The organism is Rheinheimera aquimaris (assembly GCF_020531985.1).
GTDB lineage: Bacteria > Pseudomonadota > Gammaproteobacteria > Enterobacterales > Alteromonadaceae > Alishewanella > Alishewanella aquimaris.
Genome location: NZ_JAJAVQ010000001.1, coordinates 963,440 through 979,800 on the forward strand (window position 1 = coordinate 963,440; position 16,361 = coordinate 979,800).

At 47.4% G+C, this 16,361-nt stretch carries 14 protein-coding genes; 13 read left to right on the plus strand and 1 reads right to left on the minus strand.

What is annotated here, in order from left to right:
• The first annotated feature begins 10 nt into the window (after positions 1–10).
• The 9 genes from narH to LHL18_RS04460 all read left to right on the plus strand — a co-directional run bounded on the left by narH (position 11) and on the right by LHL18_RS04460 (position 10,017).
• Positions 11–1,546 (plus strand): nitrate reductase subunit beta, encoded by a 1,536-nt coding sequence (narH, locus tag LHL18_RS04420; protein ID WP_226765923.1) that lies wholly within the window; start codon positions 11–13, stop codon positions 1,544–1,546.
• 6 nt (positions 1,547–1,552) lie between these two features.
• Positions 1,553–2,308 carry a nitrate reductase molybdenum cofactor assembly chaperone gene (gene narJ, locus LHL18_RS04425; RefSeq protein ID WP_226765924.1) on the plus strand — a complete coding sequence of 252 codons (756 nt, stop codon included), beginning with the start codon at positions 1,553–1,555 and terminating at the stop codon, positions 2,306–2,308.
• A 12-nt stretch (positions 2,309–2,320) separates the two neighbouring features.
• On the plus strand, positions 2,321–3,010 hold the full coding sequence (gene narI / locus LHL18_RS04430; RefSeq protein ID WP_226765925.1) for a respiratory nitrate reductase subunit gamma: 690 nt from the start codon (positions 2,321–2,323) through the stop codon (positions 3,008–3,010).
• 290 nt (positions 3,011–3,300) lie between these two features.
• Positions 3,301–4,068: a peptidylprolyl isomerase gene (locus tag LHL18_RS04435; protein ID WP_226765926.1), complete on the plus strand. Its 768-nt coding sequence runs from the start codon at positions 3,301–3,303 to the stop codon at positions 4,066–4,068.
• A gap of 130 nt (positions 4,069–4,198) precedes the next feature.
• Complete coding sequence (locus tag LHL18_RS04440) at positions 4,199–5,413, plus strand: alginate export family protein (protein WP_226765927.1); 1,215 nt, start codon at positions 4,199–4,201, stop codon at positions 5,411–5,413.
• Positions 5,414–5,683: 270 nt separating this feature from the next.
• On the plus strand, positions 5,684–6,136 hold the full coding sequence (gene nrdG, locus LHL18_RS04445) for an anaerobic ribonucleoside-triphosphate reductase activating protein (protein WP_226765928.1): 453 nt from the start codon (positions 5,684–5,686) through the stop codon (positions 6,134–6,136).
• 14 nt (positions 6,137–6,150) lie between these two features.
• Positions 6,151–7,968, plus strand: a complete 1,818-nt coding sequence (gene nrdD / locus LHL18_RS04450) for an anaerobic ribonucleoside-triphosphate reductase (protein ID WP_226765929.1) — start codon at positions 6,151–6,153, stop codon at positions 7,966–7,968.
• 138 nt (positions 7,969–8,106) lie between these two features.
• Positions 8,107–9,708, plus strand: coding sequence for a methyl-accepting chemotaxis protein (locus tag LHL18_RS04455; protein WP_226765930.1), 1,602 nt, complete (start codon positions 8,107–8,109; stop codon positions 9,706–9,708).
• Between the two features lie 9 nt (positions 9,709–9,717).
• Positions 9,718–10,017 (plus strand): hypothetical protein, encoded by a 300-nt coding sequence (locus LHL18_RS04460; RefSeq protein WP_226765931.1) that lies wholly within the window; start codon positions 9,718–9,720, stop codon positions 10,015–10,017.
• A 3-nt stretch (positions 10,018–10,020) separates the two neighbouring features.
• Here the strand turns inward: LHL18_RS04460 and LHL18_RS04465 are convergent, their stop codons facing one another.
• Positions 10,021–10,401: a SirB2 family protein gene (locus tag LHL18_RS04465; RefSeq protein ID WP_226765932.1), complete on the minus strand. Its 381-nt coding sequence runs from the start codon at positions 10,399–10,401 to the stop codon at positions 10,021–10,023.
• Positions 10,402–10,726: 325 nt separating this feature from the next.
• On the opposite strand from LHL18_RS04465, the gene LHL18_RS04470 reads away from it, so the two are divergent.
• The 4 genes from LHL18_RS04470 to LHL18_RS04490 all read left to right on the plus strand — a co-directional run bounded on the left by LHL18_RS04470 (position 10,727) and on the right by LHL18_RS04490 (position 16,360).
• Positions 10,727–12,994: a nitric-oxide reductase large subunit gene (locus tag LHL18_RS04470; protein ID WP_226765933.1), complete on the plus strand. Its 2,268-nt coding sequence runs from the start codon at positions 10,727–10,729 to the stop codon at positions 12,992–12,994.
• A gap of 82 nt (positions 12,995–13,076) precedes the next feature.
• Positions 13,077–14,207 (plus strand): methyl-accepting chemotaxis protein, encoded by a 1,131-nt coding sequence (locus LHL18_RS19755; protein ID WP_319004160.1) that lies wholly within the window; start codon positions 13,077–13,079, stop codon positions 14,205–14,207.
• A gap of 192 nt (positions 14,208–14,399) precedes the next feature.
• Entirely contained in the window at positions 14,400–15,017 is a 618-nt protein-coding gene (locus tag LHL18_RS04485; RefSeq protein WP_226765934.1) for an MOSC domain-containing protein, read from the plus strand.
• Between the two features lie 188 nt (positions 15,018–15,205).
• Positions 15,206–16,360: an HPP family protein gene (locus LHL18_RS04490; RefSeq protein WP_226765935.1), complete on the plus strand. Its 1,155-nt coding sequence runs from the start codon at positions 15,206–15,208 to the stop codon at positions 16,358–16,360.
• Position 16,361: the final 1 nt, after the last annotated feature.

The following is a 16,361-nucleotide window of genomic DNA, read 5'->3' on the forward strand; positions in this document are numbered from 1 at the left end:
AGTGAGTAACATGAAAGTAAGAGCCCAAATTGGCATGGTGCTGAATTTAGACAAGTGCATAGGTTGCCACACTTGCTCCATCACTTGTAAAAATGTCTGGACCTCACGTGAAGGTGTTGAGTACGCCTGGTTTAACAACGTCGAAACCAAACCTGGTATTGGTTTTCCGAAAGAATGGGAAAACCAGCAAAAATGGAATGGCGGCTGGGTACGCAATAAAAGCGGTAAACTGGAGCTGAAAATTGGTGGCAAACGGCGCATTCTGGCGAATATATTCGCCAACCCGGATTTGCCGGAAATCGACGACTATTACGAGCCGTTCGATTTTGACTATCAACATTTACACAATGCAGGCGACAGCAAACATCAACCTGTCGCGCGGCCACGCTCGCTGATCAGCGGCCAACGCATGGAAAAAATCGAGTGGGGTCCAAACTGGGAAGAGATCCTCGGTACCGAGTTTGCCAAACGTAAAAAAGATAAAAACTTTGACGAGGTCGTGCAAAAAGACATCTACGGTCAGTTTGAAAAGACTTTTATGATGTACCTGCCACGGCTATGTGAGCACTGCCTGAACCCTGCTTGCGTTGCAGCATGTCCGTCTGGTGCCATATACAAACGCGAAGAAGACGGCATTGTGCTAATCGATCAGGACAAATGTCGCGGTTGGCGTATGTGCGTATCAGCTTGCCCGTACAAAAAGATCTACTACAACTGGAAAACCGGTAAATCAGAAAAATGTACCTTCTGCTTCCCGCGCATTGAAGCTGGCCAACCGACAGTATGCTCTGAAACCTGCGTTGGTCGGATCCGGTACTTAGGCGTGCTGCTGTATGACGCCGACAAAATTGAAGTGGCGGCCAATACTCCCAACGAGAAAGACCTGTACCAGGCACAGTTGGATATCTTCCTCGATCCAAACGATCCGGTAGTGATTGCCGCGGCCCGTGCTGAAGGTATCAGTGACAATTGGATTAAAGCCGCCCAGCGCTCACCGGTTTACATGATGGCGATGGACTGGAAAGTCGCACTACCGCTACACCCGGAATACCGCACCTTACCCATGGTTTGGTACGTGCCACCACTGTCACCTATTCAAAGCGCAGTGCAGGCAGGCCATGTCGGCATGAATGGCGAAATTCCGGATCTGAAGTCATTACGGATTCCGCTGCGGTATCTGGCCAATATGCTTACTGCCGGCGATGAAGCACCGGTGGTGCGGGCATTGGAGCGGATGATTGCGATGCGCGCCTTCAAGCGTGCGCAGCAGGTCGATGGCATTGAGGATGTTGACGTGCTCAAGCAAGTGGGCTTAACGCCGGTGCAGGTTGAAGAAATGTACCGTTATATGGCTCTGGCGAACTATGAAGATCGCTTTGTTATTCCAACCAGCCACCGCGCCTATGCCGAAAACGCTTACGACTTAAAGTCGAGCTGTGGTTTTAGCTTTGGTAATGGCTGTGGCGATGGTAATAACGGCGTAAACCTGTTTGGCACTAAAGCCAAAGGCGTGCGTCAGGTTATCCCGGTTGATATTCAGGAGTAAATAACTATGCAGATCCTACAACTGTTATCACTGTTACTGGACTATCCACTCCAGCCCATGGTGGACGGCAAAGATGATCTGCTATCGGTAGTGGCCAACGCCACTATCGATGCAGACCAGAAACAGCAACTGACTGAGTTTATTCAGTCTCGCACCGCCGGAGCCCTGATGGACTGGCAATCGGAATACGATGGTCTGTTTGAACGCGGCCGGTCGCTTTCACTACTGATATTTGAACATATACATGGTGAGTCGCGTGACCGCGGCCAGGCTATGGTCAACTTACTGGCGCAATATCGTGAAGCCGGTTTGGATATCGGCGTGAAAGAGCTGCCAGACTATTTGCCACTGTATCTGGAGTTTTTATCCACTCAGGGTACGCAAAATGCGCAAATTGGCCTCGAAGAAATCTCCCCGGTGCTGGCAGTACTGCTGTGTCGCCTAGAACAGCGGCAATCAGACTATGCCAGTATTTTCTCCACTCTGCTGTCGTTATCAAAAGCAGAGGTCGATTTGACCGACATTAAACAGCAAATCGCTAATGAACAGCGCGACGACACGCCCAAAGCGTTAGACAAAGTATGGGAAGAGGAAATGGTCAGCTTTATAGGCAATGAACAGACCAACGCAGCCTGTGGCACCGGCAATAAGCCGGCAGAAGGCCAACGTCGAGATCAGTATATTCCGTTAAGTACTGAGCTGTTAGGCAGCCCGGCAACGGAACAAACCTTATACCAAGTTGCGGCTGAAAAGCGCGCCTAAAGGAGTTTTAACATGGCACACTTAAATATGTTTGCCTTTGGCATTTATCCCTATATTGCCATCGCCATTATGGTGATAGGTAGCTGGATCCGCTATGACAGAGAGCAGTACACCTGGAAAACCAGCTCCAGTCAGTTGCTGGAAAAAAAGCAGTTACGCCTTGGCAGTATCCCGTTTCATATTGGCATTCTGGGTATTTTCCTTGGTCATTTCTTTGGCTTATTAATGCCAAAAGAAATCTGGCATCTGCTGGGCATCACCGCCCAAATGAAGCAAATGATTGCTGTTGGAGCCGGTGGTTTGTTTGGTCTGATTTGCTTTTTTGGACTAACCGTGTTGATCAAACGGCGATTAGGTAACCCGCGTATCCGTGCGACCAGCAATACCATGGACATCGTAATCTTGTTGCTATTATATGCACAATTGATACTAGGCTTACTGTCCATCACTGTATCGCTGGGGCACATGGATGGCGCTGAGATGCTAAAACTAATGGCCTGGGCGCAAAACACCGTTACTTTTAACAGCGTCGCCGCAGTTGAAGCCATAAGCAACGTACACTGGATATTCAAAATGCATGTATTTTTGGGTATGACGCTGTTTGTGGTATTCCCGTTCAGCCGCTTGGTACATATGTTAAGCGTGCCGGTGCAGTATGTGCGCCGTCAGCACCAGATTGTACGTCAGCGTTTTGTGCGATAGCCACGTTTGACCCTAACGGTTGAAATACTCGCCATGCTCGCCACAGCAACTCGCCCTGCTGCCTACGGCAGGGTTCAGACACTCTGTGACTGCGCTAACGAGGTTCCAACCTGGGCCAGACAAGATCGGATGACCAGCAAGGCAGCGTGCCTATATTGCTAAACAAAGCGTCTCCGGCATGGATGCCGGAGAGGAGCCTCCAGGGACGGATTTACGGCGTCTTTGTGTGCAATATCGGCTAAAAGCTGTCTTGCGGCAAGTTACACCTAACCCGGTAACAGAGGTTTAAAATGATACAAGTCAACAATACCAGTATCAGCGAAGCAGCCATCATGGCTGAGATGCAATATCACCCCTCCAACAATAAACGTTCTGCCATGCTAAAGGCCGCTGAGTCACTGATAATTGGCGAACTGCTGCGCCAACGCGCCAAAGCATTGGGGCTAAGCGTAAAAAGTGAAGCCAACCACGCCTCTGACGATAACTTCCTCGATGCATTAATTCAGACAGAAGTTGCAATACCACAAGCCAGCTCACAAGAGTGTGAACAATATTACGCGTTAAATCCGCAGCGCTTTGCCAGTTCGCCACTGTTAGAAGTCAGCCACATATTACTCGGAGCAGCGCCAGACGATGATATCGCACGGGTTGAAGCAAAAGCTCTGGCTGAACAGTTAATAACACAATTGCAGCAAGGCGCGTTGTTATCTGAATTGGCACGACAATATTCGGCTTGCCCATCCAAAGAAACCGGCGGAAGCCTTGGCCAAATCAGCCGCGGACAGACCGTACCCGAATTTGAACGGCAGATATTTAGTGCTGCAGAGGGCTTGCTAGTGCAGCCCGTTGAAAGCCGTTATGGTTATCACATCGTCTATATTGCCCGCAAAGTAGCGGGAAAACAGTTACCCTTTAGTGTGGTTCAGCAAAAAATTGCCGACTATCTAAACGAAAAAGTGCGGCGCAAAGCTGTCGCACAATATATTCACCGCTTAATTGTCGATGCTCAAATAGACGGCTACGATTTTAACTTATCTGACTCTCCACTCATGCAGTAACCCTTGTTGGTGTAGCTGGTAACACTTGGTTGCCGGCTATACCAACAGTTAGGTAACCCCTTAACCTAATTATAAAAAAATCAGTTTCAGGCTAGGATCTGTGCATCAACCTGCAGTCTGGAGCGTCATCATGAAAACATCTGTTTCTGCCCTGCCCTTTGCCATTACTCTGGCATGTTCTGTTACGGCTATTTCTGCACCGGCCTATGCCAGCATCAACGAGCAGTTCAGCTCGGCCATTAAGCAAAGCGAGGTCTCGGCACAGTTTCGTTACCGTCTGGAACATGTTGAACAAGACAACACCCTGGACAATGCAATAGCCTCCACTTTGCGCAGCCGTTTAACCGTAACAACCGGTAAGTTCGATAACTTCAGCGCAGTGGTGCAACTGGATAATGTTAGCTTGTTTGGCAATGATAACTACAACAGCACCTACAACGGCAAAACCAACTACAGCGTAGTGGCCGATCCGAAAGGTACCGATATCAATCAGGCGTTACTCAGCTATCAGAATAAACAAGGAACCAGCTTCAGCGCCGGTCGCCAATTGGTCAACCATGCCAATCAGCGTTTTCTCGGTGGCGTTGGCTGGCGACAGAATGAACAAACATTAGATGGTTATCGTCTGCAACAAAGCGTTGGTAGCGAACTTACACTAGAACTTGGCCACTACTACAACGTAAACCGCATCTTTGGCCCCAAAGGGACCGCCGCCGATCAGCACGGCAGTTTCAACACCTTTACTGCACATTGGCAAGCTAACGCTGATCATAAATTTCTGGCTTTTGGTTACGACTTTGAATTTGATAATTGGACCAGCCGCAGCAGCCGAACCCTGGGCATCGATTATCAGGGCAAACTTGCTGTACTACCGCAGTTAAGCTGGCATTTATCACTGGCTCAGCAAGACGATGCACACAACGCAACACAAGCGTTTAGCCACAACTATCACCGTATCAGTCTGAACTGGGCACTGCCTGGTGTTACCGTGCAGGCTGGGCAAGAGCGCTTAGCCGGTGATGGCCAAACTGCGTTTCAAACACCCCTGGCAACATTACACGCCTTTTCTGGCTTTGCTGATATGTTCTTAAATACACCTGACAACGGATTACGCGATAACTGGATGCAGCTAAATACCAAAGTAAAAGACGTTGGCCTGATGCTGGGGTATCACCAATTCGACAGTGATACCGGCAATGCCAAATACGGTGACGAATGGAACGCAGCGGCCAGCTACAGCCTGAATGCCCAACTATCAGGCGTGTTCAAACTGGCCCACTACAATGCTGACAGCTTTGCTGTCGATACCACTAAAATCTGGTTAATGCTGGTTTATCAGTTGTAGCCTTTCCTGGAAAATCCACGTTTGCCAATATAATTGTTGGCTCCTCTGCGCCGCCCCTGGTTTTCAGCGGGCGGTTTTTTTATTTGGATTAAATACGCTCCACTACTCCCGAAGGGGTAACAACCCCAGTGCTGGTGCGTATTACCGCTGTCCTCACGTTAGTCGCGCTGGCAAAACTTGATCCAGATCAAACTTTTCATTTCAGAAGACATTAAGCTAAAACACAACATATAGTATTAAATAAATAATAAATCACTATATAGAGGGGTTATGCTGAGATTCACCGACGAGCAAATAGTATTTCAGGAAGTGCCGGGGGAAGTCTCGCTGGCGTTTACAATTGCCGGTTGTCCATTGGGTTGTAAAGGCTGTCACAGCAGCTACAGCTGGCGGCCAGAGCAAGGAACACAACTTAGCACAGACTACTTTCAGTATCGGCTGGCATCCTATGTAGGCCTTATCAGCTGCGTGCTATTTCTGGGGGGTGAGTGGCAGCAGAGTAGCTTATTACAAATGCTTGTTATTGCGCGTAATGCCGGGCTCAACACTTGCTTATATACCGGCTTAGATGACGTTACCAATGCACTGAAACAACAGCTTACCTACCTGAAAACCGGGCGTTGGCAGTCGGAACGTGGCGGCCTTAACAACCCCAACACTAACCAGGTTTTCACCGATTTACGTACCGGCCAATGTTTGAACCATTTATTTCTCGGACAATAACAGAGGGACACCTTATGCAAGCGCTGAACTTTTATCAATTGCAACAAAAACTCGGTTTTATCAGCAACTATCTGCAAGCACAAAATGCCGCTGACGGCTCAAAACTGGACGCCAACGCCAATGTGACACAAAAAAACATCGCTACATTGGAAGCTGAGTTGATGAAAGACCAGTTTATTCAGGTCAACCGCGCTCTGGTAAGCAATAAAATCAGTGAATTGTTCGGAGCAGAACTGGCAGCAGAATATCTGCGCCAGATTACTGATCACGAGATTTATGTGCATGACGAAACCAGCCTAAAACCCTATTGCGTGTCAGTAACCATGTATCCGTTCTTACGAGATGGTTTAACTAAACTTGGCGGCGAATCCAGAGCACCTAAACATTTAGAGTCATTTTGCGGTTGTTTTGTAAACTTTGTTTTCGCCGTATCCAGTCAGTTTGCCGGTGCTGTCGCAACAGTTGAGTTTCTAACCTATTTTGATTATTTCGCCCGTAAAGACTATGGCGACAACTATCTTAAAACGCATCGCAAACAAATTGAAAATCATCTGCAACATGTGGTGTATGCCCTAAATCAGCCCGCTGCCGCACGTGGTTATCAAAGTGTGTTCTGGAATATCTCCGTATACGATCAGCATTACTTTAACAGTATGTTTGGTGACTTTGTTTTTCCCGATTTTGTAAAGCCAGAGTGGTACTCTGTATCAGCGTTACAGCAATTCTTCTTAAACTGGTTTAATAAAGAACGCGAAAAAACCGTGTTGACCTTTCCTGTTGTTACAGTCGCTATGTTGACCGAAAAGGGTCAGTGTAAAGACAGTGACTTCGCCAATGATATTGCGCAAGAGATGGCTCAAGGAAACTCGTTCTTTATCTATCAGTCAGACAATGCCGACTCGTTAGCCAGTTGCTGTCGCTTGCGCAGTGAAATCAGTGACAATACTTTTTCATACTCATTGGGGGCGGGCGGTGTTGCTACCGGCTCTATTAACGTTATGACTATTAATATGAACCGCTTGGTCCAGGATGGCAGAGATCTGGCTACTGAAGTGGCGAAAATTCACCGTTACCAGGTGGCCTACCGAAAACTGATGGAGGAATACAAAGCTGCGGGTTTATTAACTGTGTATGATGCAGGTTTTATCAGCCTTGATAAGCAGTTTTTGACTATCGGTATAAATGGCATGGTCGAGGCGGCTGAATCTCAGGGCTTAATTGCCGGCAACAATGCACAGTACATTCAGTTTGTACAACAACATCTGAAAACGATATTTGATGCCAACAAAGCCGCTAAAGCCGAGTATGGTTATATGTTTAATACTGAGTTTGTGCCGGCAGAGAATCTGGGTGTTAAGAATGCGAAATGGGATCGTGAGGACGGCTATCTGGTCTCACGCGATTGCTATAACTCTTACTTTTATGTTGTTGAAGATGAACTCACCAACACTCTGGACAAATTTCAGTTGCACGGCAGGAAGCTGCTTGATTACTTAGACGGCGGTTCAGCCTTGCACTTGAACCTGGAGGAAAAACTCGATAAAGCCGGATATGTTAACTTGCTAAATATTGCCGCCAATACGGGTTGCAACTACTTCTGTGTCAACGTCAAAATTACCATCTGTAATCAGTGTGAAGCTATTGATAAGCGCACATTATGTGCTTGTCCGGCATGCGGTAGTAGCGATATAGATTACGGCACCCGGGTGATTGGCTACTTAAAACGCGTTTCTGCCTTTAGCCGTGGCCGACGCATCGAACACAGTTTACGGCATTATGAGCGTGAGTCGGGAAGTGTTAATACGCTGCACGATTACAAACAGCACGCCTGATACAGCTTAATGCTTATTTACTAAACATACTGTCGTACCGCCTAAGTGGTACGACTCTACCCTCCAAGCAGAATTTACCTATACAGCGACCTTGTTACACTGCTCATATAACATACAGATTGTACAAGACGTAAAACAATGCTGAAAAAGAATGCCGTTACACAACGCAATATTCCCGTACCCGCCGATTGCAATATCTTATCAACAACCGATCTCAAAGGCAGAATCACTTCTGTTAATCAACAATTTATTGATATCAGTGGTTACACTGAAGATGAGCTGATAGGTCATGGTCATAATATCTTGCGCCATCCAGATATGCCCGCTGCAGCTTTCGAACATTTGTGGCAAACCGTGCAAGCAGGACAATCCTGGCGCGGCGTTGTTAAAAACCGTTGTAAAAACGGAGACCATTACTGGGTGGATGCCTTTGTTTCCCCAATTTACGACGATGGTAAGATTGTCGAATATCAGTCAGTACGCAGACAACCAAGCAAGGAACAAATTAACCGGGCAGAAGCGCTTTATACTCAGTTACAACAGGGTAAGACACCCAGTACACAGGCTCATGACCTAAGCACAAGTTTAGTAAAACTGAACGTTATCCCGGCAGCCATTGCTGTCGCGTTGAGTTTAACACTAGCCTTATCGCAAACCGTTATTATCTGGATGTTGATTGCCAGTGCACTGTTATCACTTTTTGCACAATTATGGTTGCTAAAACCCTTTAGTGAGGCCAAAAGCAGTACAAAAGAAACACTGACAGATCAGATCTTGCAATACATTTACTGCGGCAGCAGGCATCCTTCAACGCCAATAACGTTTAACCTGCAAAAATTAAAAGGTGAACAAGCAGCATTGACAGGACGCATGTGTTTTGTCGCGGATCAACTGCAAAACAGTAGTCATCAGGTCAGCACTTATATGAAACAACTGGACGATAATATCCAGGCACAATTTAGTGAAACTGAACAAGTGGCAACCGCCATGCACCAAATGACAGCGTCCATTACAGACGTTGCCGCCAATGCTCAAATCAATGCGGATACCGGTATCGAACTACAAAGCGGCTTTGATAATTGTCTGCAAATCAGCACACAAAGCCACAACCTGATTACCCGGCTGCAGCACAGTCTGATACAGGCAGATAGCAAACTGAATGAATTAGCCGATAACAGCCAGCGCATTACTGGGGTGTTAGATGTCATCACTGCACTTGCAGATCAAACAAACTTGCTTGCACTGAATGCCGCAATAGAAGCCGCGCGCGCCGGAGACGCTGGCCGCGGCTTCTCGGTGGTTGCTGCGGAAGTTCGGGAATTGGCTAACCGTACACAACAATCTGTAAGTGAAATTGAAAAAATCGTCACAGGAATTAAACACAGCAGTCAGCAAACGATTGACGCTATGACACAGGGAAAAAAGCTCGGTGATGACTGTGTCACACAAACCGACATGTTAGCAAACGCAGTAACTCAGCTTTCAGAGCGTACTCAGCATAGCATTGATGCCAGCAGATTAATTGCAGTTGCCGTACAGCAACAAAGTACCGTCGCTGAAGCAATAAATTGCAGCATGCATCAAATCAGCGAACTGGCCGCAAACAACCATGTGGTTAGTCAGACTTGTCAGCATCACGCAAAACATTTGCATCGAACCGGACATGACTTTGGGTTACTGACCAATTATTTCTGGCGCAAACTCTCTGTTGTTGCTACGCCTCACGACTCGACACATTAGGAGACAATAGTGGCAAGAAAACCCGATTTATCAACTGCAATGTTGCAGTTGATAGCTGATGTAAAGCAGCAAATGCCGCTATACGAACCTGCCACTTTTGTTTGCGGCACCAACACCGATTGCATAGGTTGCCCGAAGAAAATGCTGGAAATGGTTGATTCAGAACTGAGCTTTTGGGAGCACGCCATAAAACAAGGAAGAACGCCTAAATTTGATGAGTTGCGCCAGTTTGGCAAACTGTGTCAGAGCGTACGGCGCATGTTAATTCGCAACAACCTGATGCCGGACATAAAGCCTGACACCAGATAAAAATTAGCTAAACAACATCGGCTTATTTATCGCCAGATACAGAATGCCACTGAGCTGTAGTAAAGCCAGCCCAGCCCAGCAGACTCTCCGTTTTACCGGTAGTGACAGTTTGAATGCTCTGATCCCGGTCAGGATATAGCCTAGCAGCAGCACAATTTTCACACCCAGCCAGGCATGAATGAATGGCTGCCAGGGACCTATTGCCAGTAAGGTAAAGGCGAACGTCAATAGCAGGGTATCATTGATATGCGGCAAATACCTTGCGGGGCTAAATCGCCAGCCAGGCATACCTGACATGTCCAGTAGCAGCCGACCAGTAAATAAGGTAACACTGAGATAGGCACAAAACATATGCAGTTGTTTTACCTGTATGTAGTACTCCATAGCTGTTCTCAACTCTGTTCATTTCTGTTGGTTCAAGAGCCAGCTTAAATCAGCCCAACCTTTCTGCCTATATCGCCAAAGAGGTATAAAACACCTTTAGCAGCGAGACAAAAGGTGTTTTATACCCAACGGGTACATTTAACCCGAAAACATCATGGTAATAACCACCATCTCACTAGCACAAAATAAAATAATTAAATTAAAAACAATAACTTAAATTATGGCGCGATTCTTGTGATATCTGCACAGGCGGCAACGCCCATTTGATAAAAACAGGAGTGAACTATGACACCTTGGCGCACAAACAATAACATTAGGGGGCATTATGGCCGGATATCGTAAACTCTGGTGGCTGCTAATCTGCATTTTAGCCATCACTTTCTCAGTACTGGGTTACTTCGGAGCCGAAGTGTACCGCTCGGCGCCGCCGATCCCGGCAAAGGTAGTCGACCAGCAAGGTAAAGTGCTGATGACAAAAGACAGCATTTTAAACGGCCAAACAGCGTGGCAGTCGGTTGGCGGTATGCAATTAGGTTCAATCTGGGGGCACGGAGCTTATCAGGCTCCGGATTGGACCGCTGACTGGCTGCATCGCGAGTTGATGGCTTGGTTGGATTTGGCTGCACAGGATGAGTTTGGCACCCGCTATGCGTCGTTAACTGCCAGTCAGCAAAACGCGCTGCAATTTGCGTTAAAGCAGGCGTATCGCACGAACAGCTACGATAAAACCACTGACACCTTGACACTTAGCGATCGCAGAGTGCAGGCCATAATGCAAACTGCTGAGCATTATATAAGTCTGTTTGGTGACGACATGGCACTAAGCCAAACCCGAGCGAATTACGCCATGAAAAACAATACTTTGCCCTCGCTGCAAAGGCGACAGCAATTAACACAGTTTTTCTTCTGGACGGCCTGGGCCGCCAGTACCGAGCGTACGCCTGATGGTGCAACCTATACCAATAATTGGCCACACGAACCACTGATTGATAACCGCCCTACAGCAGAAAACCTGATTTGGTCTCTGGTGAGTATCATCTTATTGATTGCTGGTGTCGGCGGCTTAATTTGGGGCTGGGCATTTTTACGCAAACATGATGAGGAAGAACCAGCGGCTCCGAAGCTGGACCCGATTGCGAGGCTTAAACTTACACCATCGCAAAAAGCACTGGGTAAATATATTCTGGTGGTCGTGGCATTGTTTACACTACAGGTATTCTTAGGCGGTTTTACTGCGCACTACACGGTAGAAGGTGCCGGTTTTTACGGCCTTAACACCACAGAATGGTTGCCCTACAGCCTGGCCCGCACCTGGCATATTCAGGCTGCCATGTTTTGGATAGCCACCGGTTTTCTGGCTGCCGGGTTATTTTTAGCCCCGATTATTAACGGCGGTAAAGATCCTAAGTTCCAAAAGCTGGGGGTCGATGTGCTGTTTTGGGCACTGGTGGTATTGGTGGCAGGCTCCTTTGCCGGTAACTACTTTGCCATCATGCAGATCATGCCTGAACATCTAAGCTTCTGGTTTGGCCATCAGGGTTATGAGTACATTGATATTGGTCGTTTCTGGCAAATTATTAAGTACGTTGGCGTATTGTTCTGGTTAGTGTTGATGCTGCGTGCCGTGGTACCTGCCTTTAAAGCACCGGGTGATAAAAACCTGCTGGCACTATTTGCGGCATCGGTTATTTGCGTCGGTTTATTCTACGGCGCCGGTTTATTCTATGGCGAGCGCACGCATTTATCGGTAATGGAATACTGGCGCTGGTGGGTCGTACATCTGTGGGTAGAAGGCTTCTTTGAGGTGTTCGCCACCGTATCACTGGCTTTTATCTTCCATAGTATGGGGCTGGTGTCGCGCACTGTTGCAACCAGTGCCAGTCTTGCGTCAGCGTCTTTATTTATGCTGGGCGGCATTCCGGGGACCTTCCATCACCTGTATTTTGCCGGCACCACCACACCGGTAATGGCGGTAGGCGCTACCTTTAGTGCGCTGGAAGTGGTACCGCTTGTTGTGCTGGGCTATGAAGCCTGGGAAAACTGGCGCTTAAAAAACAAAGCACCGTGGATGGCAGATATTAAATGGCCACTGCTGTTTTTCGTTGCGGTAGCGTTTTGGAATATGCTTGGTGCCGGGGTGTTTGGCTTTATGATAAACCCTCCTATCGCTCTGTATTACCTGCAAGGCTTAAATACCACACCAACCCATGCGCATGCTGCGTTATTCGGTGTATATGGTTTCCTGGCTCTGGGTTTCTGCCTGCTTATCCTGCGTTATATCCGGCCGCAGTTGGTGTTCGATGAGAAGCTGATGAAAACGGCATTCTGGTGGATGAATGGTGGTCTGATGCTGATGCTGTTCAGCAGCCTGCTACCGATTGGCTTTATCCAGTTTTATGCCAGCGCCACGGAGGGGTTATGGTATGCCCGCAGCGAAGCCTTTATGCAAAGCGATATATTGCACACACTGCGTTGGGTTCGCACCATAGGTGATGTGATCTTTATCATCGGCGCCTTAGCAGTAAGTTGGCAGGTAGTAAAAGGCGTGTTTGATAGCAAGGCGGCTGAACAGCCACTGCAACAGATAAACTAACATTTCTGTTAGTTGAAGACACCGCCACTATGCTGCGGTGTCTTCTACCTGAACCACGATACTTAGCCGACGCTTAGTGTAAATGGCGATCTTCAGCAGTGAGAAAGAGGCAATCCCTATGATTTTCGGCAAAGACAAATTAAAACTGCAACAACTTGAGCAGACATGTACGCGACTTATGGATGAGAACCAACAGCTAAAAACTCAACTTGCACAAAACAAAGAGTTTGAGCTAACACGCCAACAAGAATCCGCTAAAATTCATGATGAGCTAACCACCATGCGTGGTGTTTCAGCCAACTTTGCTTTTTTCAGTGATTCGCTAAATGACGTACAAACATCATTTAGCGAACTGGCCGCTAACCTGACACAACAAATTGCCTGCGTAGCTGACGTATCAGAGCGCTCTTCGCACAGTGGCACAGCCCTACAGCAAATGGCCGCAAACTTACAGCAAATGTTTGAAACCATCACAACCTCTGCCAATAGTATTGAGAACCTGCATCACCGTGCTACGGAAATCAGTAGTATTGTTGAGCTTATTCGTGAAGTCGCTGAGCAAACCAATTTGCTGGCTTTAAATGCGGCTATTGAAGCAGCCCGCGCCGGGGATGCCGGGCGCGGATTTGCAGTCGTTGCTGACGAAGTACGTAATTTAGCCCAGCGCACCGGGCGGGCAACCACTGACATCACCCATTTGGTACAAACGATTCAAAGCGAAACGGAAACAGCACGCATGACCATGCATGACGGCGCGAAAAAATCTGCCCTGTTTTCTCAGCAAAGTCAGGCCACCGTCAGCGATATGAAACACTTGCAAAAATCAGCTCAGCAAATGCAACAAAGAGTTACCTGGGCAGCACAGCTAGCTAACATTGAAATGGCCAATCTACAGGAACTGGGCGTAAAAATGGCAGTTTATAAGGTATTTCTTGGTATATCTGAAATTAACGCTGAGCAATTACCTGACGAAACCGAATGTTTATTAGGTCAGTGGTATTACGATGGGGAGGGTAAAGTACGGTTTGCTAAGCTGCCTGGCTACGATGAGCTGGAAAGACCACATCAGGCAGTACACGCCTTTGCTAAAAAAGCCGTCAGCCTGTATCACAGTGGCGATGTGGAGTCTGCGTTGTCTGCGCTAACTGCGATGGAAGATGCTAACCGCACGGTAATGCGCGGTATTTCGTCAATGCTAAGCAAAGCCAACTAACTTCTTTACACAAGCCGCCCCCAAACGCGGCTTAAACTTTAGATACCGTTTATGCCAAATACTAAGCTAAATCAGACACCTAACATTTATTAACCGGGCGAAGTGAAACAGGATGCACAACAGATGATTACCTCAGTAAAAATTGTCTCAATTAAAACAGGAGGTTTGCAACCACTCGGCACGGAGGAGGTAATGAGCGGCATTCATAAAGAGCCGGTGAAGCAAGCCTGGTTGGGTTTCAATGGTTTTGAAGGAGACTATCAGGCTGATAAGCTGCATCATGGCGGCCCGGAAAAAGCTGTGCATCACTACCCAGCCAGCCATTATGCGTACTGGCAACAAACGCTTGGCTCTTTACCCGACTTTCGCAATAGCAGCGGCTTTGGTGAAAATTTAACTACTGATCCCCTGACAGAGCAGGATGTTTGTATTGGTGATATCTGGCAATTAGATCAGGCTATTGTAGAGGTATCACAGGCACGACAACCCTGTTGGAAACTCAATTTACGTTTTGCCCGGCAGGGCATGGCCAGAATGGTACAAGATAGCCGCCGCACCGGCTGGTATTACCGGGTGCTTACCCCTGGCATGGTTGCAACTGGCTTTAATATGACACTACTGGAGCGCCCTTATCCGGATTGGTCAGTAGCGCACTTGTTGGATGTCATTTACGGTTCCGACGGCAGCATAAAGGCGCTAGAACAGATGGCCACAATTAACGCACTGAGTGAATCTTGGCGTAAGCTGGCGAAACAGCGCTTAAAATCAGGTCAGATAGAAGACTGGTGCAAACGCCTGGGTGAGATGTAACCTTTTCAAACTGGATGATGGCAGCTTAATTTATGTGCCTGAAAACCAATAACGATAACTTATAAGATGAAACTCTAAACACCGCTCCGTTCAGCGGTGTTTTTTTATAAACGATCTGCTTATACTTGCCCTCTTTTGGTGCACCCAGTGGTTATCTCTTGTCAACCCCGATAAAAAATCTATTTAGTATGTTATTGGCGCAACTTGGTCTGATTAAACGCGACAGCCAGCGCTTATCTGCCATTCCGCTAACTGAACGGCTAAAGGTTGCACTGGCAGCTTTTATTGCCTTATTTATTGTAACCTACACCAGCATGCAGTTAGCCGATATGGCGAGCACAGCTGTGTTATTAGCCTCTATGGGGGCATCATCGGTCTTGTTATTTGGTTTACCCAATAGCCCGCTAGCCAAACCCTGGTCATTTGTCGGCGGCCATCTGATTTCTGCCACCGTTGGTTTGCTGTGTTCACACCTGTTTACTGACCTTGCACTGACGGCTGCAGTGACCATAGGCTGTGTGCTGTTTGTCATGTACCTGTTTGAATGCATGCATCCACCTGGAGGTGCTACCGCACTGGTACCGGTTATTGCTTCTTCAAACACCGTTTTGGGCTACGACTTTTTACTATACCCGGTAGCACTTAACGTCTTTGTGATGTTAGCAGTCGCGCTGCTATTGCAAAAATTCTGGTTAAAGCATGGCATGCAAAAGCCCTCACAGCAGTATGACCCCATTCATTTGCATCATGATAAATCACCACTAAACCGGTTGGGGTTGCAAACAGAAGATCTGTTAAGTGCTTTAAACAGTTTTGATACGGTAATTGATATCAGCGAACAGGATCTTGAGCGCTTGTACCATCAGGCACAGCTGCATGCTTATCAGCGAAAAAGTGGCGAAGTACGTTGCGGTGATATCATGTCGCGCGATCTTATCACCGTAAAACCGGATACTGCAGTGGCAACAGCCTGGCAATTGCTTCGCAAACACAAAATCAGCATGTTACCTGTGGTAGATGATAAACAACATTTGCTGGGTGTTATTTCAACCGTCGACTTTCTGAAAAACCTGAAAGTGCCGCATTACTGGGGGCTGTTGCGCCATGTTAATCAGCTATTACTGCGCAACAAGCACAGCAGCCAATACAAACGCAATGTAGCTGATATCATGGTTAGCAAGCTGACGGTGGCGCATGAACATGAGCATATTGCTGCACTGGTGCCTGTGCTGTCTGATCAGGGCTTACACCATATACCGATATTAAATGCGCAGCAGCAACTGGTGGGTGTTATTACCCAGTCTGATCTTATCGCGGCGTTGTTTAACGCCACACTAGCCTGAT

Bases quoted from the DNA above. Each gene is read 5' to 3' on its own strand.
- narH (WP_226765923.1), top strand. From the start codon at position 11: ATGAAAGTAAGAGCCCAAATTGGCATGGTGCTGAATTTAGACAAGTGC.
- narJ (WP_226765924.1), top strand. From the start codon at position 1,553: ATGCAGATCCTACAACTGTTATCACTGTTACTGGACTATCCACTCCAG.
- narI (WP_226765925.1), top strand. From the start codon at position 2,321: ATGGCACACTTAAATATGTTTGCCTTTGGCATTTATCCCTATATTGCC.
- LHL18_RS04435 (WP_226765926.1), top strand. From the start codon at position 3,301: ATGATACAAGTCAACAATACCAGTATCAGCGAAGCAGCCATCATGGCT.
- LHL18_RS04440 (WP_226765927.1), top strand. From the start codon at position 4,199: ATGAAAACATCTGTTTCTGCCCTGCCCTTTGCCATTACTCTGGCATGT.
- nrdG (WP_226765928.1), top strand. From the start codon at position 5,684: ATGCTGAGATTCACCGACGAGCAAATAGTATTTCAGGAAGTGCCGGGG.
- nrdD (WP_226765929.1), top strand. From the start codon at position 6,151: ATGCAAGCGCTGAACTTTTATCAATTGCAACAAAAACTCGGTTTTATC.
- LHL18_RS04455 (WP_226765930.1), top strand. From the start codon at position 8,107: ATGCTGAAAAAGAATGCCGTTACACAACGCAATATTCCCGTACCCGCC.
- LHL18_RS04465 (WP_226765932.1), bottom strand. From the start codon at position 10,401: ATGGAGTACTACATACAGGTAAAACAACTGCATATGTTTTGTGCCTAT.
- LHL18_RS04470 (WP_226765933.1), top strand. From the start codon at position 10,727: ATGGCCGGATATCGTAAACTCTGGTGGCTGCTAATCTGCATTTTAGCC.
- LHL18_RS19755 (WP_319004160.1), top strand. From the start codon at position 13,077: ATGGCGATCTTCAGCAGTGAGAAAGAGGCAATCCCTATGATTTTCGGC.
- LHL18_RS04485 (WP_226765934.1), top strand. From the start codon at position 14,400: ATGAGCGGCATTCATAAAGAGCCGGTGAAGCAAGCCTGGTTGGGTTTC.
- LHL18_RS04490 (WP_226765935.1), top strand. From the start codon at position 15,206: ATGTTATTGGCGCAACTTGGTCTGATTAAACGCGACAGCCAGCGCTTA.